18 protein-coding genes and 1 tRNA gene are annotated in these 18572 nt (G+C 66.5%); 6 read left to right on the plus strand and 13 right to left on the minus strand.

What is annotated here, in order from left to right; all coding sequences use genetic code 11:
• Positions 1 to 68 precede the first annotated feature (68 nt).
• From ACSQ24_RS25270 to ACSQ24_RS25290, 5 genes are all read right to left on the minus strand, one after another.
• On the minus strand, positions 69 to 524 hold the full coding sequence (locus ACSQ24_RS25270; protein WP_436097352.1) for a MarR family winged helix-turn-helix transcriptional regulator: 456 nt from the start codon (positions 522 to 524) through the stop codon (positions 69 to 71).
• A 79-nt stretch (positions 525 to 603) separates the two neighbouring features.
• Positions 604 to 1716, minus strand: a complete 1113-nt coding sequence (locus tag ACSQ24_RS25275; RefSeq protein ID WP_436097353.1) for a Gfo/Idh/MocA family protein — start codon at positions 1714 to 1716, stop codon at positions 604 to 606.
• Between the two features lie 51 nt (positions 1717 to 1767).
• The gene (locus ACSQ24_RS25280) at positions 1768 to 2565 is read right to left on the minus strand and encodes an ATP-binding cassette domain-containing protein (protein ID WP_436097354.1); all 798 of its coding nucleotides are present in this window, start codon (positions 2563 to 2565) and stop codon (positions 1768 to 1770) included.
• A 2-nt stretch (positions 2566 to 2567) separates the two neighbouring features.
• A complete protein-coding gene (locus tag ACSQ24_RS25285; RefSeq protein WP_436097966.1) occupies positions 2568 to 3710 on the minus strand; it encodes an ABC transporter permease in 1143 nt (380 codons plus the stop codon).
• Between the two features lie 76 nt (positions 3711 to 3786).
• A complete protein-coding gene (locus ACSQ24_RS25290) occupies positions 3787 to 4722 on the minus strand; it encodes a sugar ABC transporter substrate-binding protein (RefSeq protein ID WP_436097355.1) in 936 nt (311 codons plus the stop codon).
• 607 nt (positions 4723 to 5329) lie between these two features.
• Between ACSQ24_RS25290 and ACSQ24_RS25295 the strand changes: the two genes are divergently transcribed.
• A complete protein-coding gene (locus ACSQ24_RS25295) occupies positions 5330 to 6574 on the plus strand; it encodes a Zn-dependent hydrolase (RefSeq protein WP_436097356.1) in 1245 nt (414 codons plus the stop codon).
• A gap of 288 nt (positions 6575 to 6862) precedes the next feature.
• On the opposite strand, the gene ACSQ24_RS25300 is transcribed toward ACSQ24_RS25295, so the two are convergent.
• Complete coding sequence (locus ACSQ24_RS25300; RefSeq protein WP_436097357.1) at positions 6863 to 7507, minus strand: TetR/AcrR family transcriptional regulator; 645 nt, start codon at positions 7505 to 7507, stop codon at positions 6863 to 6865.
• Between the two features lie 122 nt (positions 7508 to 7629).
• Here ACSQ24_RS25300 and ACSQ24_RS25305 point away from each other — a divergent pair, with 122 nt between their 5' ends.
• The 4 genes from ACSQ24_RS25305 to ACSQ24_RS25320 are packed head-to-tail and all read left to right on the plus strand — an operon-like array spanning position 7630 to position 11634.
• Positions 7630 to 8406: a cyclase family protein gene (locus ACSQ24_RS25305; RefSeq protein ID WP_436097967.1), complete on the plus strand. Its 777-nt coding sequence runs from the start codon at positions 7630 to 7632 to the stop codon at positions 8404 to 8406.
• Between the two features lie 23 nt (positions 8407 to 8429).
• Positions 8430 to 9356, plus strand: a complete 927-nt coding sequence (locus ACSQ24_RS25310; RefSeq protein WP_436097358.1) for a 3-keto-5-aminohexanoate cleavage protein — start codon at positions 8430 to 8432, stop codon at positions 9354 to 9356.
• A 7-nt stretch (positions 9357 to 9363) separates the two neighbouring features.
• Positions 9364 to 10392, plus strand: a complete 1029-nt coding sequence (locus ACSQ24_RS25315) for an SMP-30/gluconolactonase/LRE family protein (protein WP_436097359.1) — start codon at positions 9364 to 9366, stop codon at positions 10390 to 10392.
• A 33-nt stretch (positions 10393 to 10425) separates the two neighbouring features.
• Complete coding sequence (locus ACSQ24_RS25320; RefSeq protein ID WP_436097360.1) at positions 10426 to 11634, plus strand: ABC transporter substrate-binding protein; 1209 nt, start codon at positions 10426 to 10428, stop codon at positions 11632 to 11634.
• 30 nt (positions 11635 to 11664) lie between these two features.
• Here ACSQ24_RS25320 and ACSQ24_RS25325 read toward each other — a convergent pair whose 3' ends face one another.
• From ACSQ24_RS25325 to ACSQ24_RS25345, 5 genes are all read right to left on the minus strand, one after another.
• The gene (locus tag ACSQ24_RS25325) at positions 11665 to 12414 is read right to left on the minus strand and encodes an ABC transporter ATP-binding protein (protein ID WP_436097361.1); all 750 of its coding nucleotides are present in this window, start codon (positions 12412 to 12414) and stop codon (positions 11665 to 11667) included.
• Positions 12390 to 13256, minus strand: a complete 867-nt coding sequence (locus tag ACSQ24_RS25330; RefSeq protein ID WP_436097362.1) for an ABC transporter permease — start codon at positions 13254 to 13256, stop codon at positions 12390 to 12392. The genes ACSQ24_RS25325 and ACSQ24_RS25330 overlap by 25 nt, the downstream gene beginning before the upstream one ends.
• Positions 13257 to 13259: 3 nt before the next feature.
• Positions 13260 to 14273 carry an ABC transporter substrate-binding protein gene (locus ACSQ24_RS25335; protein ID WP_436097363.1) on the minus strand — a complete coding sequence of 338 codons (1014 nt, stop codon included), beginning with the start codon at positions 14271 to 14273 and terminating at the stop codon, positions 13260 to 13262.
• Between the two features lie 88 nt (positions 14274 to 14361).
• Positions 14362 to 15708 carry an LLM class flavin-dependent oxidoreductase gene (locus ACSQ24_RS25340; protein WP_436097364.1) on the minus strand — a complete coding sequence of 449 codons (1347 nt, stop codon included), beginning with the start codon at positions 15706 to 15708 and terminating at the stop codon, positions 14362 to 14364.
• Between the two features lie 359 nt (positions 15709 to 16067).
• A complete protein-coding gene (locus ACSQ24_RS25345; RefSeq protein WP_436097365.1) occupies positions 16068 to 16841 on the minus strand; it encodes a DUF1236 domain-containing protein in 774 nt (257 codons plus the stop codon).
• A gap of 399 nt (positions 16842 to 17240) precedes the next feature.
• Here ACSQ24_RS25345 and ACSQ24_RS25350 point away from each other — a divergent pair, with 399 nt between their 5' ends.
• A complete protein-coding gene (locus ACSQ24_RS25350; protein ID WP_436097366.1) occupies positions 17241 to 17471 on the plus strand; it encodes a hypothetical protein in 231 nt (76 codons plus the stop codon).
• Between the two features lie 255 nt (positions 17472 to 17726).
• Here ACSQ24_RS25350 and ACSQ24_RS25355 read toward each other — a convergent pair.
• Positions 17727 to 17802: transfer RNA gene (locus tag ACSQ24_RS25355), tRNA-Ala, on the minus strand.
• Between the two features lie 190 nt (positions 17803 to 17992).
• Positions 17993 to 18394: a TIGR02300 family protein gene (locus ACSQ24_RS25360; RefSeq protein ID WP_436097367.1), complete on the minus strand. Its 402-nt coding sequence runs from the start codon at positions 18392 to 18394 to the stop codon at positions 17993 to 17995.
• Positions 18395 to 18572 lie beyond the last annotated feature (178 nt).

Here is an 18572-nt window from a genome sequence, read left to right on the forward strand (position 1 = left end):
CGAAGCAATCCAGGAAGGCTCGCTCGACGCCTCTGGATTGCTTCGCTGCGCTCGCAATGACGGAGAGCTCAGCGCAATTGCTTCAACAACGCGATCAGCGTCGCGCGCTGGTTGGTGGCGAGCGGAGCCAACGTCACCTTGGTGACCGTCTCCGCCTTTGGTAGCAGCTCACGGGTGTAGTCGATGCCGGCCGGGCTGAGCTCGACGATGAGCCGGCGGCCATCCTCGGGATCGGGCTTGGTCTGCACCAGCTTGCGCTTGAGCAGCCGGTCGACCACGCCCTTGATCGTGGCGGCGTCCATTGCGGTCTGGCGGCCGAGCAGGTTCTGCGAGGAGCCGCCATCCTGATAGAGCCGCGCCAGCACCGCCCATTGTGTCGGCGTCAGGTCGCTGCCCATGATCTCGTTGAAGATCGAGACATGGCGCTGCGCCGCCTGGCGCATGATGAAGCCGACCTGCTCGGCGAGATCGTAGCTCTCCTGCGCAGGCTCGGGCGTCTCGGCCGCACTACTCGGTCGCGCCATCGCTGATCCTCGTTCGTATACGAACGATATCCCTAACCGTTTTCGTTGTCGCGTCCAACGCTACACGACGCGCGGCCACTCACACCGTTGTCCAACGACCCTCGCGGAAGCTCCTGGCCGCGGCCTCGACCGTGCGCTCGATGCGCAGGCCGGCTTCGAAATCAAGGAGATGTGCCGGCTCGCCTGCAATGGCGCGCAGCAATTCCCGGCATTCGATGATCTTGAGTTCGTTGAAGCCGAGGCCGTGGCCGGGCGCCGGGATGAAGCGGCCATAAGGCTCGTGCGCCGGCGCAGTCAGGATGCGGCGGAAGCCCTGGAGATCGCCGGCGCCCTCTGCGGTGTAGAGCTCGATCTCGTTCATCCGCTCCTGATCATAGGCGATCGTGCCTCTCGCGCCGAAGATCTGCAGGGCGATCCGGCCCTTGCGACCCCAGGCCGAGCGATTGAGCGCGACGAGCCCGGATGCACCGGAGGACAGACGCAGCAGCACGGTGGCAATGTCATGGGTCTCGACCGCACGGCTGCCACCGGCGGCCAGCGGCCGTTCCGCATAGGGCCTAGCCATGTCGGCCATCACCGCCTCGACCTCGCCGACCAGCACCTTGAGCAGCGAGAAGGCATGCACGCCGAAATCGTCGAGCGCGCCATGCCCCGAGGCGGCCTCGCTCTTCCAGGAGAAGATCGCGCCGGCATCGGCCATGAAATCCTCGTCCATCTCGACACGGGCATGGTTGACCTCGCCGATCATACCATCCGCGATCAGGCGCCTGGCCAAACGGATCGCCGGATTCTGGATGTAGTTGTAGCCGAGGGCCGCGACCGTACCGGCCGCCTTCGCCGCCGCCAGCATGGCCTCGGCATCGCCAAGACTCGTCGCCATCGGCTTCTCGCACCAGACATGCTTGCCGGCGGCGAGCGCGGCGATCGCCATCTCGGCATGAAAGGCATTTGGCGTGGTGATCGAGACGACGTCGACATCGGGATGGACAATGAGCGCCTTCCAGTCGGCGGTCGCATCAGTGAAGCCGAACTCGCCGGCGCGTTGCGTGGCCAGGGCTTCATCGACCTCGCAGAGCACTGCCAGCTTCGGACGGGGCACATCGCCGAAGACCGGAGCGACGGCGTTCCAGGCGAGCGCATGGCACTTGCCCATATAGCCGGTGCCGATCAGGCCAACGCCGAGCGCGCGCATGAGCAATCTCCGTAGCGAAGAAGAAAAGAGGAGCGGATGATTTCCCGGGCGTCAGACCGTGCCGCCGAGATCGGCCGAGAGCGCCTGCAGCTCCTTGCCGCCGGCCATCAGGTTCTGCAGTTCGTCCATGGCGATGCCAGACTTGGCGTAGGTGCCAAGCGTCTTGCCACGGTTGAGCACGGTGAAGCGATCGCCGACAGCATAGGCGTGGCGGACGTTGTGGGTGATGAAGATCACGCCCAGCCCCTTGGCCCGCACGAGGTTGATGTATTTCAGCACCATCGAGGTCTGGGCGACGCCGAGCGCCGAGGTCGGCTCGTCGAGGATCAGCACCTTGGCGCCGAAATAGACGGCGCGGGCGATGGCGACGCATTGGCGCTCGCCGCCGGAGAGCGTGCCGACCGCCTGGTGCGGGTCGCGGATATCGATGCCGATCCTGTGCATCTCGTCGCGTGTCACCGCATGGGCGAGGTCGAAATCGATCCATTTCAGCGGGCCAAAACCGCGGATCGGCTCGCGTCCCATGAAGAAGTTCCGCGTGATCGACATCAGCGGGATCATCGCCAGGTCCTGATAGACCGTGGCGATGCCGGCATCGAGCGCATCGCGCGGGCTCGAAAAGGCGACCGGCCGGCCCTCGACCAGGAACTCGCCCGAGCTCGGCTTATGACAGCCCGACAGCGTCTTGATCAGCGTCGACTTGCCGGCGCCGTTGTCGCCGAGCAGGCAGAGCACCTCGCCGGCCGAGACCTTGAGCGAGACGCCAGAGAGCGCGATCACCGAGCCGAAATGCTTGGCGATGTCGCGGACCTCGATGAGCGGCGCTTGTTCCGGAGCTGCGGTGGTCATGCTCAGCGCTCCCCTGTCGCCTTGCGGCGGATGTAGTTGTTGAACAGCACGGCGAGCAGCAGCATGCCGCCGAGGAAGACCTGGAACCAGTCGCTGTCGAAGCTGGTGTAGGTCAGGCCGATCGAGACCATGCCGAAGATGATCGCGCCGAAGAAGGCGCCGATCGCCGAGCCATAGCCGCCGGTCAGCAGGCAGCCGCCGATCACCGCGGCGATGATCGCCTCGAACTCCTTCTGGAAGCCGCGGCGGGCATCGGTCGAGCCGGCATCGAGCACGGTCAGGATGGCGACGAGCGTGGCGGCGCAGGCAGTCAGCACGAACAGGATCGTCTTGACCAGGTTCACCGGCACGCCGGAATTGCGGGCCGCGTTGGCATCGCCGCCGGCCGCGAAGATCCAGTTTCCGAAGCGAGTGCGCAGCAGGACATAGGTCGCAAGAGCCGCGATGGCGAGGAACCAGAGGATCGAGACGGGAACGCCGGTCACGGTCGGCGTGCCGTTCGGGAACTTGGCGATCCAGTCGGCCTTGGCGAGCCAGGCGAAGAGCGGCTCAAGCGCCTGACCCGAGAAAAGCTCGCGGATCAGGCCCTCACCCGCCTTGTCGCCGATCCCGCGCAACTGCGTCGAGCCGCCCGTCGCCCATTTCAGTCCGACCAGCGAGAGCCCGCGCAGGATGAAGAGGAAGGCGAGCGTGACGATGAAGGAAGGCAGGCGCGTGCGGATGACGATCTGGCCGTTCACCGCGCCCATCAGCCCGGCGAAGACGAAGGTCGCGACGATCGCCGCCAGGAGCGGCAGGTCGCCGACGACGATCAGCGCGCCGAAGACCAGGCCAGCGAAGGCGATCATCGAGCCGATCGAAAGGTCGAATTCGCCGCCGATCATCAAGAGCGCAGCGGCAATGGCGAGGATGCCAAGCTGGCCCGCCGGCGAGAGCACCGTCATGAGGCCGGCAAGGGTGAACATCGCCGGATTGGCGGTCAGCGCAAAGAAGATCGTCACCAGCACAAGCCCGGCGACGGCGCCGAGCTCTGGCCTGCGCATCAGCCGGGCGATGAGCGAGACGCGGCGCAGCCGCTCATCGCGAGCCGTGGCGGCCGGGTCATTGGGCCGGGACGGGCCCGCAGCGAGATCGGCGGTCGGCATGGCCATGGCGCGCCTCGTTGGATTCTGAAACTGCCCGGGAGGCAGCGGCGGCGCTTATCGCGCCGCCGCTGAACACTCAGCGGATGCCCTTGGCCGAGAGGTCGACGACCTGAGCCGCCTTCTCCTTGGTGACCAGGTTCGGGCCGGACGGGACATTGCCGCCGGGGACGAGCCCGTATTGGGCATTGAGCGCCAGGAAGGCGACCGGCAGATAGCCCTGCAGGAACTGCTGCTGGTCGATGCCGAAGGCCGCTTCGCCGGCCGCGATCGCCTTGAGGAAGTTGGCGGAGAGATCGAAGGTGGCGACGCGGACGGAGCTGATCTTGCCGGCCTCCTTGACACCAGCCAGGGTCGGCTCGCCGCCAAGCGAAGCGCTCAGCGCCATCACCGTGTCGACACTGGCATCGGAGAGCGCCGCCTTGACCTTGGAGCGGATCTCGGACGGGTCGTTCGAGACCGGCAGGGTCGTGACCTTGCCCTTGAAGCCTTCAGCAAAGCCCTTGCAGCGCAGGTCGAGCGCGACATTGCCGACCTCGTGATTGACGCAGACGCCGACCTTGCCGCCCATGCTGGCGAGCTTCTCGCCGGCGGCTTTGCCGGCGTCGAACTCGTCCTGGCCGACATGCAGGAGGGCGCCGAGCTTCTTCGAGACGTCGGAGCCGGAGTTCATCGAGATCACCGGGATGCCGGCGGCGACCGCTTTCTGGATCGCCGGGCCGAGCGCCGAGGCGTCGGGAATCGAGACGATGAGACCGGCCGGCTTCTGGTTCACCGCGGCGTCGATCAACTGGCTCATCGCGACCATGTCGAAGGTCTCGGGCGCCCGGTAATCCACGGCGACCTTGAGATCGGCGGCGGCCTTGGCGACACCGTTCTTGACCACCGACCAGAACGGGTCCGCGGCCTGGCCATGGCTGACGACGATGATCCTGGTGTTCTGGGCGACGCTCGGCGTCGCACCGGTGACCGCGATGGCGGCGACAGCAATCATTCCTGCGAGAAACCGCTTCATCTCATCCTCCCTTGCGGGGATGTTCCCCGCTTTCGTTGTCGGTCCGATCGGGTCCGATCGGCCGGTTTTCGGGCGACATGGCGGGGCGCGAAGCGTCGCGACCAGCCTAGATGGCACAGTAGGGAGGGCGCGCCCGAGCGCGGCCGTCGACTCTGCGCTTCATTCAAAACGAAACAAAAAAACCGTTTTCAATATTCAGTGGAATAATCATTCCATCGCTCATGCGCAGCTGTCAAGTGCCAGTTGCGGCGCTGACATACCGGAGCGTGTGTCTGTCCGTTCCACCCGAACCGAACTCGCAACCGCCAGATCGCCCGTGCTCCTCCCTTCCCCCTTGTGGGGAAGGGTATGGGTATGGGGATGGGGGTAGTGCCGCTTGGTGACCGAAGGCAGGAAACGGGCTGGCAAGAGCGACAGCGCTGTCAGCTTCGACCGATCGTTCCGGCTTTGCGACCCCCACCCCTGCCCCTCCCCACAAGGGGGAGGGGTTCCTCGCGCGCCTTTAGCGGAGAAACCCATCACCAATATCGATTTGCCAGGAGCGGGCCGCTGCCTCGATTGTGGCTCTCGAAGCGGCGCCCTCAGCGTCCGGGATCGAGGGACATTCATGGGCCTGCCAGCGACCGCGCGCATCGATATCGGGCGCTTCTGGACGACGATCGAACGCTCGGCCGAGATCGGCACCGGCCGGCCGGGCGGGCTGTCGCGGCTGGCGCTCGGCGATGCCGACAGAGAGATGCGCGACGTCTTCATCGACTGGTGCCGTCAGGCGGGACTGAGCGTGCGCGTCGACGGCATCGGCAACATCTTCGCGCGCCGCGCCGGCCAGGACGACAGCTTGCCGCCGGTGGTGATGGGCAGCCATCTCGACACGCAGGTGAATGGCGGGCGCTTCGACGGTATCGCCGGCGTGCTCGGCGGCCTCGAGGTCTGCCGCACGCTCGACCAGCTCGGTCACCGCACGAGGCGGCCGATCGAGGTGGTCAACTGGACCAATGAGGAGGGCGGGCGCTTCTCGCCGCCGATGGTCGGTTCGGGCTGCTTCACCGGCGCCTATGCGCTCGACTGGACGCTCGGCCGGCGCGACGACGACGGCAAAACGATCGGCGAGGAGCTCGACCGCATCGGCTATCGCGGCGAGATGGAGGCGACTCCCCACCCCTTCGACGCCTATGTCGAGTTCCATATCGAGCAGGGGCCGATCCTCGACCGCGAGGGCATGCAGGTCGGCGTCGTCACCGGCGGTTTTTCCAGCACCGGCATGCTGGTCGAGTTCCGCGGCGAAACCGCCCATACCGGCCCTTGGCCGATGGAGCGGCGCAGGAACGCGCTGATCGCCGGCGCACGCCTGCTCACCGCGGTCGACGATCTCGGCTGGGAGCATGCCGGCAGCGGCGGCAAGGCGACGGCCTCGCGGCTGGTGGCCTGGCCGAACAAGCCGGGCATCCTGTCCGACTGGGCGCAGGCGACCTGCGATGTCCGCCATGCCGACCCGGAGACCGCGGCAGTCATGGCCGAGCGCGTGCGCCGCGCGGTGCACGAGGCCGCGGCGCGGGCCGATTGCACGGCCGAGATCCTCGATGTCTGGAACTGGGGCGGCAAGGTCTTCGCGGACGAGCTGATCGAGCAGGTCCGGTCGACCTCGCTCGACCTCGGCTACCGCACGCAGGGTATCCTGAGCCAGGCCGGGCACGACGCCTATTTCGTCGCCCGCCACGCGCCGACGACCATGATCTTCGCGCCCTGCAAGGGCGGCATCACCCACAACAACGGGGAATTGTGCACGCCGGATGACCTCGAGCCCGGCCTCAACGTGCTGCTGCACACGGTGGTGGCGCGGGCGGACCGCTAGCACGCCGTCTTTCCGGGACTTCGCGCAGCGAAGGGCCCGGAACCCAGAACCGATGTCGGTCGCGAGATGGCGCACCGGGCAACGCGCTTCTGCGGGCAGGACATCGGCTCTGGATTCCGGGCTCAGCCCTGCGGGCTGCCCCGGAAAGACGGCACCACCAGGCCAAAACGTCAGCCAATCGCGACGACGCATTCGATCTCGATGTCGAACGGCAATGGCCAGGGCCGGATCGCGGCGCTGCTCCAGGCCGGAAAGCCCGCGGTGAAATAGGCGGCCGGATAAACCGGCTCAGCGGCCTTTCAGCAAACCATTGATGCCGGCAGCGCAGAAACCCGTCAGGCGCTGCAGCAGGAGATCGGCGTTCTCGGCCACCGGGACGGAGTCGCGCTGCTGATCGAGCCGCATGGCGCGGTCGCCGGCCGCCATGGTCATGACCAGTGCGCCGACCATGAAGAGATAGGCGTCGACCAGAGCGCCCTCCGGCGCCTGCGGATAGAGCTTGCCGAGCGCGGCCAGGAACCGCCGCGCGGTCGGGTCGAAATGCTCGGCGAGGACGCCGCGTGCCGCCTCGCGCGGATCGACCGCCTCGCGGGCGGTCATCAACGCGAAAGCCGCGCCCTGCACGCCTTCGCTGAAACGCTGGCGCACGGACGGGCCGATGAAGGCGGCGACAATCTCGCCGATGTCGAGCGCCGGCCGGGCCAGGGCCTCGCCGAGCGCCTGGGCGCGCGCCAGCGCCAAAGCATGCGCCCGGCGGGCGAAGACGGCGCGATAGAGCGCTTCCTTCGAGCCGAAATGATAGCTCAGCTGCGAGAGCCGCACGCCCGCCGCAGCCGCAAGATCGCGCATGGACGCGCCGTCGGCGCCGCCGCGCTCGGCGAAGAGCCGCTCGGCAGCGTCGAGAATGCGGTCGCGCGTCGGCATCGCGGACATCTTGCCCCTCCGGATATCAGGCGAATCGCTCTTACCAGAAAGCAGCGGGCTTGCTATAGGTCGGACGTTCGTCCAAATTCGAACCACAGAGAACACACGTCAAGGGAGGACACACCGGCATGCTGCCAGGCCGCCTCGTCGACCTGTCGATTCCGCTCGAGAACGATGTCCCCGCCGACCCGCCCTTCCAGAAGGTCAGGATCGACTACCGCACGCATGAGACGACGGCGAAGGACATCGCGGCGGCGTTTCCGGGCCTGAAGCCCGAGCAGCTCCCGGACGGCATGGGCTGGGCGGTCGAGCTCGCGACGATCTCGACCCATAACGGCACCCATGTCGATGCGCCCTGGCATTATCATCCGACGCAGGATGGCGGCGCGCCGGCGCTCAGGATCGACGAATGCCCGCTCGACTGGTTCCTGCAGCCGGGCGTGAAGCTGGATTTCCGCCATCTGCCTGACGGCCATGTCGTCATCCCGGCCGAGATCGATGCCGAGCTAAAGCGGATCGGCCACAGGCTCAGCCCGCTGGAGATCGTCGTCGCCAATACGCGGGCTGGCGCGCGCTATGGTGAGGCCGACTATGTCGATTCCGGCTGCGGTTTTGGCCGCGAGGCGACGCTGCATCTGGTGCGGCAGGGCATCAAGGTCGTCGGCACCGATGGCTGGAGCTGGGACGCGCCGTTCAGCCACACCGCCCGCCGCTTCGCCGAGACTGGCGACGCCTCGCTGATCTGGGAAGGCCACAAGGCCGGGCGCGAGGCCGGCTATTGCCAGATCGAGAAGCTGCACAATCTCGAAGCGCTGCCGGCGACCGGCTTCACCATCAGCTGCCTGCCGGTGAAGGTCCGCAACGGCTCGGCCGGCTGGACGCGCGCCGTGGCAATCCTGCCGGCCTGAGCGTTGCGACGAAGGAGAATTCGATGAGCAAGGTCATCATCACCTGCGCCGTCACCGGCGGCATCCATACGCCGACCATGTCGGACCATCTGCCGATCACGCCGGACGAGATCGCGAACCAGGCGATCGCAGCGGCGGAAGCCGGAGCGGCGATCCTGCATCTGCACGCGCGCGACCCGAAAGATGGCCGCCCGACACCGGATCCCGCGGTATTCATGGAGTTCCTGCCGCGGATCAAGCAGGCAACCGATGCGATCGTGAACATCACCACCGGCGGCGGCCTGACCATGACCGTCGAGGAGCGCCTCGCCGCACCGCTCAAGGCCGCGCCGGAGATGTGCTCGCTCAATATGGGCTCGATGAACTTCGCGCTGCACCCGCTGGCCGAGAAGTACAGCAACTGGAAGCATCCCTGGGAGCAGCCCTATCTCGCCAACACCAAGGACTTCATCTTCCGCAACACCTTCGGCGACATCGAGCGCATCTACAAGCTGCTCGGCGAGGGGCACGGCACCAAGTTCGAGCATGAATGCTACGATGTCGGCCATCTCTACAATCTCGCCCATTGCCTCGATCGCGGCTGGTTCCGACCGCCGGTCTTCCTGCAGTTGATCTTCGGCATCCTGGGCGGCATCGGCGCCGATCTCGACAATCTGATGTTCATGAAGCGCACCGCCGACAAGCTGTTCGGCAAAGACTATCACTGGTCAGTGCTCGCCGCCGGGCGGCACCAGATGGCCTTCTGCACGCAGGCGGCGATGCTCGGCGGCAATGTCCGCGTCGGGCTGGAGGACAGCCTGTTCATCGGCAAGGGCAAGCTCGCGACGTCCAATGCCGAGCAGGTCGCCAAGATCCGCCGCATCGTCGAGGAGCTCGGCTACGAGATCGCCACACCCGAGGAGGCGCGCGCCACGCTCGGCCTCAAGGGCGGCGACCGCGTGAACTTCTAGGGCTCAGATGTCTCATCGCCCGAACCCGCTCGACGGCTTCGTCATCGATCCGGCTGCGATCGCTTATGTCGGCGAGGGGCTGCAGCGGCCGGAATGCATCCTCGCCGAGCGCGACGGCTCGCTCTGGAGCGCTGATGCGCGCGGCGGTGTCGTCCATATCAGGCCTGATGGCACACAGGAGCTGATCACGCAGACGACGAGCCACGGCTTCGCCGAGGCGGCCGATGAGGAGGCGCGCTTCGTCTCCGGCACCTTGCCGAACGGCCTCGCCTTCGCCGGCAATGGCGATGTGCTGATCTCGAATTTCGGCACCGACCGGCTGGAAGTGATGACGCGCTCCGGCGAGACGCGCGTGCTGGTCGATCGCGTCGACGGGCAAGCGATCGGCAAGGTCAATTTCGTGCTGCGCGACAGCAAGGGCCGGATCTGGCTGACGATCTCGACACGGACGACAAACTGGATGCGGGCGATGAGCCCTGATGTCCGCGACGGCTATGTCGCGCTCTATGATGGCGGGCGGCTGCGCATCGTCGCTGATGGCTTCGCCTTCACCAACGAGACCCGCCTCGATGCCAGCGAGGAATGGCTTTACGTCGCCGAGACCTGCGCCTGCCGGGTGACGCGGCTGCGCGTTGGGCCCGATGGCAGCCTGAGCGATCGCGAGATTTTCGGCCCGAGCGATCATGGCGCCTTCATCGACGGCATCGCTTTCGACGCCCATGGCAATCTCTGGGGCACGCACGTGATGCTCGACCGGATCTTCGCGATCACGCCGGAGGGGAGCTTACGCATCCTGCTCGACGACGATCGCGGCAGCGCCGCCGGCAAGGCGCTGATGGCTGCCTTCACCCGGGACGAGGTGACGCCCGAACTGATGCTCGCCTGCGGCGGGACAATCGCGCCCTGGTTCGCCAGCATCACCTTCGGCGGGCCCGATCTTCGTACCGCCCATATCGGCAGCCTGCGCGGCAGCCGCATCCCCTGCTTCAGATCGCCGGTAGCAGGCCTGCCGATGGCGCACTGGCACGATCGCTAGCAACGACAAACGACAATCACGGGAGGATTTCACATGAAGGGACTGGCCTCGGCGCTCACCATCGCCACCGCATTGCTCGGCAGCCTGCCTGCTGCCGCCGAAATCTCGGACGGCGCCGTCAAGATCGGTGTGCTCACCGACATGTCCGGCGTCTATTCCGACATCACCGGCAAGGGCTCGATCACGGCTGCCCGCATGGCGGTCGAGGACTGCCTGAAGGCCGAATGCTCGGGCATGAAGATCGAAGTGATCTCGGCCGACCACCAGAACAAGGCGGATGTCGGCTCGGCGATCGCGCGCGAATGGATCGACCGGCAGGGCGTCGACGTGCTCGCCGACATGTCGAACGCCTCGCTGCAGCTCGCCATCCCGCCCTTGCTGAAGGACAAGAACCGGGTCGGCCTGTTCCCCGGCGGCACAGCGCGCCTGACCGGCGACGCCTGCCAGCCCGACCATATCGTGCAGTGGATGTGGGACACCTATGTCCAGGTCGCCGGGATCGCCAACCACCTGACCAAGCCCGGCACCAAATGGTATCTGGTCACTGCCGACTACGCGCTCGGGCACCAGCTCGAGGCAGACGCCAAGGCCCTGGTCGCCGCCAAGGGTGGCACCTATGCCGGCTCGGTCCGGCATGCCTTCCCAGCCGTCGACCTGTCCTCGCAGCTCCTGACCGCGCAGGGCTCCGGCGCCGATCTGATCGCGCTCGCCAATGCCGGCGGCGACACCGTCGCTGGGATCAAGACGGCGCGCGATTTTGGCATTGGCCAGGACAAGCAGAAGCTGGTCGCCTTCTTCCTCACCGCGATGGATGTGAAGAGCGTCGGCCTTGCTGCCGCGCAAGGCACGATCCTGACCGAAGGCTTCTACTGGAACCTCGACGAGCGTACCCGCGCCTTTTCGGAGCGCTTCAAGGCGGCCCATGGCGCGGTGCCCTCGGCAATCCAGGCCGGCATCTATTCCTCGGTCCGGCACTACCTCAAGGCGGTGGCCGCGGCGAAGTCGGACGAGGCCAAGACCGTGATCGCCAGGATGCGCGAGGTCCCGATCGAGGACGAGGTCGTGCGCAACGCCAAGCTCCGTGAGGACGGGCGCATGGTGCACGATTTCTACGTCTTCCAGGTCAAGAAGCCGGCCGAATCGAAGAGCGAATGGGACCTCTACGACCTCGTCGCCACCATCCCCGGCGACCAAGCCTTCCGCCCGCTCGCGCAGAGCACCTGCCCGGCGATCAAGCGCTAGCAGAAAGTCGGGGAGTGCAGCCGCATCGCCTCAGGCGACGCGGCGCAACTCCTCTCCCGTGACGCCGAGACTGCTCAGCAATTGGCTGCGTACCTCGGCGAAGCGCCTCTGCCGTGCCCCGGCTTCGGCCGGTAGATCGACATCGAGGTCGACGATGAAGCGCCCCTCGTCGAGCACCAGCACGCGCTTGGCGAGGTGGATCGCCTCGTCGACGTCATGGGTGACGAGCAGCACGGCGGGGCGATGGCGGGCGCAAAGATCGAGCAGCAGCGCCTGCATGCGCAGGCGGGTCAGCGCATCGAGCGCGCCGAAGGGCTCGTCGAGCAGCAGGAGCTGCGGCTCGCGCACCAGCGAGCGCGCCAGCGCGGCGCGCTGCTGCTCGCCGCCGGAGAGCTGCGTCGGCCAGGCCTGCGCCCGCGCCGTCAGCTCGACCTCGGCAAGGGCGTGCAAGGCACGCTCGCGTGGCGTTTCGCCCTTCAGCCCGAGCGTGACGTTGTCGACAACCTTCTTCCAGGGCAGCAGGCGCGCATCCTGGAAGACGACCGAGACCGCATCGGGTGTACCGAGCCGACCTGAACCCGGCACGCCGTGGTCGAGCCCGGCGAGCGCGCGCAGGAAGGTGCTCTTGCCGGAACCGGAGCGGCCGAGCAAAGCGACGAACTCGCCGCGGCCGATATCGAGATCGACGCCGTCGATGATGGTGCGTTCGCCATAGCGGCGCGTGAGACCGCGCACCGAGACGACCGGCGGCTGGTTCAGTCGGCCAGAATCTTGCGCCATGGCAGAGCCTTTCGGGTGATGAAGCGCACCAGCCAATCCGAGCTCAGGCCGAGCGCGGCATAGACGGCGAGGCAGAGGATGATGACCTCGGTCTGGCCATAGGTGCGGGCGAGGTTGATCATGTAGCCGAGGCCGCTGGTGGCGTTGACCTGCTCGACCACGACCAGCGCCAGCCAGGAATAGGTCACGCCGAAGCGCAGACCGAGCAGGAAGCCGGGCAACGCCGCCGGCAGCACGACATGGCACAGGAACTGCGCATTGCTGAGATCGAGCGTCTCGGCGAGCTCGATGAAGCGGGCATCGGTGGAGCGCAGGCCGTCATGGGTCTGGATATAGATCGGCGCGAAGGTGATCAGCGCGATCGTCAGGACCTTCATGCCCTCGCCGATGCCGAACCAGAGCATCAGCAGCGGGATCAGCGCCAGCGCCGGAATGGCGCGCTTGATCTGGATTGGGCCGTCGACGAGGTATTCGCCGATGCGGCTGAGGCCGGCGATGACGCCGAGCGTGGCGCCGGCGACGATGCCCCAGAAGGAGCGCTGGAACGAGGTCCAGAGGTTCTCCTGCAGGCGTCCGTCCTGAATCAGCTCCCAGCCGGTCGTCGCCACCGTCCAGGGCGCCGAGAGGATGCGGTCGTCGATGATGCCCGTCGCCGAGCCGATGCTCCAGAGGGCGAGCAGCAAGGCCGGCCCGAGAGCGGCACCATACGGTATCGGCAGGCCCGGGCCGAGCTTGCGCCGGCGACGAGGCCTGTCAACCGTGCCGACAGGGTGGTTGCGGGCAAGCTTGAGCCAGCTGGGATCGGTTGCGCCATGCGCCCCGGAGAGCGAGATGTCCGCCATGGCTCACTCTCCCTGATAGGCCGCGCCGGCGACCTGCTCGAAGCGCCGGTCGAACAGTGTCTGTGCCTTCAGCACCGGCTTCTTCAGCTCGGCCGCGAGGAGGTCGATGGTTTCCTGCTGGCGCTCGATCGCCCCGCTCCAGTCGAGCGGCACGTCGGGATCACCGTTCGATTCGACCAGGAAGCGGCCGGCATCGGGCTTCAGGCCCTGGTCCTTGACGTAATAGCCCTTAATCCACTCCTCGGGATGGGTCTCGATCCACTTCGCCGCACGTCCCCAGGCCTGGACATAGGCGCGGATCGCCGCCGCCTTGCCCGGATCCTCCAGCGCGGCCTTCACGACGTAGAGATAAGCCGGATCGTCGCGTAAGCCATGCGGCAGCGCCTTGGCGCCGTCGCGCGCATAATTCTGAACGAAGCGCTGCTTGTTCGCCTCTGCGATCGGGGCGGCGTCGACGAGCTTGCTCGCCAGCGCGTTGACATAGGCATCGCCGACGCTCGGCAATTCGACGAGCTGGACCTCGTCATGCCTGAGATTCAGCTTCTTCAGCACGCGCAGCACCAGCGCGCCCTGCGCCTGGCCGGGGCTGAAGGCGATCTTGCGGCCCTTGATGTCCTCGAGCTTGGTGATGCCGGAGCCCGGGGCGGTGGCGATCACATAGATCGGATGACCGATCGGATCGCGCCGGAACTTGGCGCCGACGATCCTGACCTCGAGCCCGGTCCATTGCGCATGGATCGGCGGGATGTCGGCGACGGCGCCGACGTCCAGCGCCTTGGCCCGAAAGGCCTCGATCGTCTGCGGGCCGCCGGAGATGTTGGCCCATTCGACCTTGAACGGCAGCCTGGCGAGCTCTCCCGACAGGGCGAGTGCAACCCTGGTCTGCGGATCGCCGATCACCAAGGTCGTGCCCGGCGGGACGCGCTCGGGAATCGGCGCGGTCTCCGGCAAGGATTGAGCTGCAGCGGGGCTGGCCAACAGGGCGACTGCAAGTGGCAGGAGATAGGTCAGCTTCATGGGAAGTCCTCGATGGGCATGCGTCGCCTGGCGGGCTAGGCCCGCACCGCGTCGCGCATGGGGAAGGTCGTCGACGAAGCCGAGCGCTTCAGGCGCTCTTGCGCTGCTCCGCGGCGAAGACGCTGTCCGGGCGCGGCAGCCCGTAATGGTCGCGCAGCGTCGAGCCGGAATACTCCTGCCGGAACAGGCCGCGCTGGCGCAGAATCGGCACCACCTCCGCGACGAAGACCTCGAAGCCGCCATGGATCCAGGGCGGCATCACATTGAAGCCGTCGGCGGCACCTTGCTCGAACCAGGTCTGGATCTCGTCAGCAACATGCTCCGGCGTGCCGACGACGACGCGATGTCCACGCGCCCCGGCAAGGCGCTGGATCAGCTGACGGATCGTCGGGTTCTCGCGGTCGACGATGTCGACGACGAGCTGGAAGCGGCTCGCCAGCCCTTTCGGCCCGTTGGTATCGATGATGTGGCGCGGCACGGGGCCGTCGAGGTCGTAACCGCTGAGGTCGACGCCGATCATGCGCTTGAGCTGGTCCAGCGAGGCGGCCGGCTGGATCAGGTCGTTGATTTCCTCCTCGAGCCGATCGGCTTCCGCCTGTGTTGAACCAAGGAAAGGGCTGATCCCGGGCAGGATGCGTAAGTGATCCGGCCGGCGGCCGAGAGCGGCAGCACGGGCCTTGATGTCGGAATAGAACTCCTGCGCGCTGGCGAGCGTCTGATGCGCCGTGAAGATCGCTTCGGCGAACTGCGCCGCGAAGGAGCGACCGTCTTCCGAAGAGCCAGCCTGGACATAGACCGGCCGCCCCTGCGGCGAGCGCGAGACGTTGAGGGGGCCGCGCACCCGGTAGTGCTTGCCGACATGGTCGATGCGATGGACCTTGTCGGCATCGGCGAAGACGCCGCTCTGCGGATCGGCGACGAGGGCATCGTCCTCCCAGCTGTCCCAGAGCTTGGTGACGACGTCGAGGAACTCGCGTGCCTTCTCGTAGCGCTCGCCATGAGGCGGATGCTCAGGCAGGCCGAAATTATGGGCGGCGCCGGCATCGCTGGTGGTGACGATATTCCAGCCGGCGCGGCCGCCGCTGATATGGTCGAGCGAGGCGAAGAGACGGGCGAGGTTGTAGGGCTCGTTATAGGTCGTCGAGGCCGTGCCGATCAGGCCGATCTTCTCGGTTGCGGCGGCGATCGCGGTCAGCCAGGTGACCGGCTCGAAGCGCACCCGCGACGAATAGCGCACATTCTCCGGAAGCGACGGCCCGTCGGCGAAGAAGATCGCGTCGAACTTCGCAGCTTCGGCCTTCTGCGCCAGCTCCTGATAGTAGCGGATGTCGAGCACCCGCGCCGGCTCGGAGTTCTTGTAGCGCCAGGCGGCCTCGTGATGGCCGCCGGGATAGATGAACAGGTTGAGCGTGAGCTGGCGGCCGGCATTGGACATCGCGCACCTCGCATAAAGCGAATGTTGTGACAGGGCGCGGACCTCGCGACCTCTTCCAACAACGATGACGACCAGCACTGTCCATGGTCAAGAGAAGTGTTTTTTAAAAAGAATGGCTACGGAAGGAGATTATTACAGATCCATTCCAAGGTCTGATCGATGTCTCGGCATCTTCAATCAGAATAAAACACTCAATATAGTTTCTGTCATGGGACGGCCGCCCCTCGCAGAAGCGGCATGCCGAAAGAACTTTCCCATCTCAGCCCGACAAGCTGCGAAGGGTCTTCGATAAGCCCTTCGCAGCATGATGCAGATCGCACGCGGCAACCGACAGGTGCCGGTTGCCGTGCGCGATGGGCTCACTCGATGACGTCGACGACCTCGCGGCTCTTGGGATCGACGATCAGGACGTCGTCGCCAACCAGCGCGTATTGGTAGCCGCGCAGCTGCTGGTCCTGCTGCTCGACCTCGGCCGGAAGCGGCCGCAGGACGACCTGCGTCGGCAGGACCGCTCCCTTCAAGCCGTCGACACCCTGGATCTCTCCAGGTTTGGCATCAGCCAGGATCATCCGCGCGAGCTCATGCCGGTCCGCCAGGCCGTTCGACGGTGGCGGGCTGGAGATCGCGCCCGTGCTGGCAGGGGCCGCAGAGGCCGACCTAGGCGCGTTCTTGTCGACGACCTCGACGATGCGGCGCGACCGCGGCTCGACGATGGCGACCTCCTCGCTCTCCGTCATGACGTATTGATAGCCGCGCCAATCGGGATGGCGTTCGATCACCTCGTCCGGAAGGTCGTAATAGGGCGCGCCGGCAGGCAGGACGACGCCTTCGCGGAAGACGATCGTATCCGGCCGCTGCCAACGCCTGACATCGCGCCGATGCTCGAAAGCAGCGTAGATATCGACGCCACCCGCCTTGCCGCCGCGATCGATGACTTCGACGATGCGCCGACTGCGCGGATCGACGATGACGATCTCCCGATCCGAGACCGTGTAGCGATAGTCGCGATATTGCGGCCGGATCGCGCCGATCTCGCTCGGCAAGGGCTGGAGCTGAACGCGCGACGGCAACTCGGCGCCGACCGAGACGGCGACCCCGAGATTCTGGACAGGCCGAACCTCGTTGCGTTCCACGCGCTGACGGACGGTGTCGGCAATACGCTGGTTATCGGTGTCAGCCCGGGCTCTGTCGCTACTCTGCCCACTCGGCGAGGTGCGGTTCTCGGCCGGCTGAGGAGTTGTCGGCCCGGGCTGCGCCGTGTCAGGGCGCTGAGCGGCGCCGGGCCGCTGCTGGTCGTCCGGCCTTGGGGCCGGCTGTGCCGTACTCGGAGCGCTTGGTCTGTTGTCCGGCCGCTGCGGCTGCGCGGTTTCGGGGGAGCGGGGTGCACGGCTGTCCGGCTGAGCCTGATCAGGAGACCTGCGGCCGTTCCGATCGTCCTGCCGTTCGCGCTGCGCCTGTTCGCGTTGCTGCGGCCGCTCCCGCGGCTGCTCTTGCTGTGCGCGCGGGCCCGGAGCCTGGTCCAGGCGCTCCCGTTGCGCCTGCTCGCGCTCGCGACGCTGGATCTGCCCACGTTGCGGTTCCTCGCCGCGAAGGTCCTCCGTCTGGGCGCCGCGCGGCGCTCCCGATGGCCGCTCGAGGCGCTGCTGCGGGCCGCCACGCTCGCCCGAGCCTGGAGCCAGATCGTCCGGCGCCGATCGCTCGGCGCGACTGCGAGGCCTGTCTTCCGGGCCGCCGATTGCGGGCTGCGCCCATGCCAGTCCTGACTGGGCAGCAAAGGCGATGGCTGCGATTCCTGTGAGCCGTCTCATGGGGATTGTCTCCCTGCTGCTGCGGATGATTAACAACCCGGCAAGCGCGAGAGGGGTTCCGCCCATGGGGCGTTCGCTGAGGAAGTGTGCGGTCCCGCATCTTCCGATCAGAAGCCGGCCGGCGGCAACACTGCAGAGAGCTGCGGTGCATCGACTGCCCAGCCGTACCGGAGAAGAGCGAGCTTCAGAAGATCAGGGATCGGGGAGATTTGGTGGAGCCAGGCGGAATCGAACCGCCGACCTCTTGAATGCCATTCAAGCGCTCTCCCAACTGAGCTATGGCCCCACTCTGCCGGCCTTCTTGGGGAAAGGCCGGGAAATCGTCGCGGTCCTGAAGGCTCTCAGAGCCGGTCCGCGCCCGCCGCCGCAGCGACGAAGCGCTCTATAGGCAAGCTTGCGCCGAGACACAAGCACTGATGTCACGTTCCCGTCGCGCTTTTTCCAAAGCCGCGACTTTGGCGCGATCGTGACGCGACTCAGACGTCCTCGTCGCCCTCGATGTCACCATCGATCAGGTCGGCAACATCATCGTCGCCTTCCTCGTCCTCCTCCAGGAAGGTGTCGTCATCGGTGGCGGCGCCGTCATCCTCGATCTCGATGTCGTCGTCGCTGGTGACCACCGGCTCCTTCTCGGCGGCTTCCGCGTCGGCATCGTCGAGCGAGACGAGCTCGACCGCGCCGTCGGCGGGATCGGCCTCTTCCTCGTCATCGGCCGGCTTCGGCGCGACCACCGCCGCTGCCTTGGCCTGCGGCTCGAACAACGAGCGCGGATAGGACTGGCCGGTATAGGGCGAAACGATCGGATCCTTGTCTAGATCGTAGAATTTGCGCCCCGTGACCGGGCAAACGCGCTTGGTGCCAAGTTCCGGTTTCGCCACTGCGTCGGACCTTCAAGTTCGTGCTGAGTTTGGAAAAAGCAGGGGCGTCCGTTAGTCGGGCCAAGCGTCCCTGTCAAATCCTGATTGAGTCAAGGCGCAAGTCCACGACACCGGCTGCAAAACCGCTTCGCATCATTGCCCCTGGTGATTTAGAAATCTGCCCGACTTCTCACCACAT

Source organism: Allobosea sp. LjRoot237, from assembly GCF_964253285.1.
In the GTDB taxonomy this organism is placed as follows: Bacteria; Pseudomonadota; Alphaproteobacteria; order Rhizobiales; family Beijerinckiaceae; genus Allobosea.

Excerpts from the sequence above, each read along its gene's own strand:
- ACSQ24_RS25270 (WP_436097352.1), bottom strand. The coding sequence starts at position 524 with ATGGCGCGACCGAGTAGTGCGGCCGAGACGCCCGAGCCTGCGCAGGAG.
- ACSQ24_RS25275 (WP_436097353.1), bottom strand. The coding sequence starts at position 1,716 with ATGCGCGCGCTCGGCGTTGGCCTGATCGGCACCGGCTATATGGGCAAG.
- ACSQ24_RS25280 (WP_436097354.1), bottom strand. The coding sequence starts at position 2,565 with ATGACCACCGCAGCTCCGGAACAAGCGCCGCTCATCGAGGTCCGCGAC.
- ACSQ24_RS25285 (WP_436097966.1), bottom strand. The coding sequence starts at position 3,710 with ATGCCGACCGCCGATCTCGCTGCGGGCCCGTCCCGGCCCAATGACCCG.
- ACSQ24_RS25290 (WP_436097355.1), bottom strand. The coding sequence starts at position 4,722 with ATGAAGCGGTTTCTCGCAGGAATGATTGCTGTCGCCGCCATCGCGGTC.
- ACSQ24_RS25295 (WP_436097356.1), top strand. The coding sequence starts at position 5,330 with ATGGGCCTGCCAGCGACCGCGCGCATCGATATCGGGCGCTTCTGGACG.
- ACSQ24_RS25300 (WP_436097357.1), bottom strand. The coding sequence starts at position 7,507 with ATGTCCGCGATGCCGACGCGCGACCGCATTCTCGACGCTGCCGAGCGG.
- ACSQ24_RS25310 (WP_436097358.1), top strand. The coding sequence starts at position 8,430 with ATGAGCAAGGTCATCATCACCTGCGCCGTCACCGGCGGCATCCATACG.
- ACSQ24_RS25315 (WP_436097359.1), top strand. The coding sequence starts at position 9,364 with ATGTCTCATCGCCCGAACCCGCTCGACGGCTTCGTCATCGATCCGGCT.
- ACSQ24_RS25320 (WP_436097360.1), top strand. The coding sequence starts at position 10,426 with ATGAAGGGACTGGCCTCGGCGCTCACCATCGCCACCGCATTGCTCGGC.
- ACSQ24_RS25325 (WP_436097361.1), bottom strand. The coding sequence starts at position 12,414 with ATGGCGCAAGATTCTGGCCGACTGAACCAGCCGCCGGTCGTCTCGGTG.
- ACSQ24_RS25330 (WP_436097362.1), bottom strand. The coding sequence starts at position 13,256 with ATGGCGGACATCTCGCTCTCCGGGGCGCATGGCGCAACCGATCCCAGC.
- ACSQ24_RS25335 (WP_436097363.1), bottom strand. The coding sequence starts at position 14,273 with ATGAAGCTGACCTATCTCCTGCCACTTGCAGTCGCCCTGTTGGCCAGC.
- ACSQ24_RS25340 (WP_436097364.1), bottom strand. The coding sequence starts at position 15,708 with ATGTCCAATGCCGGCCGCCAGCTCACGCTCAACCTGTTCATCTATCCC.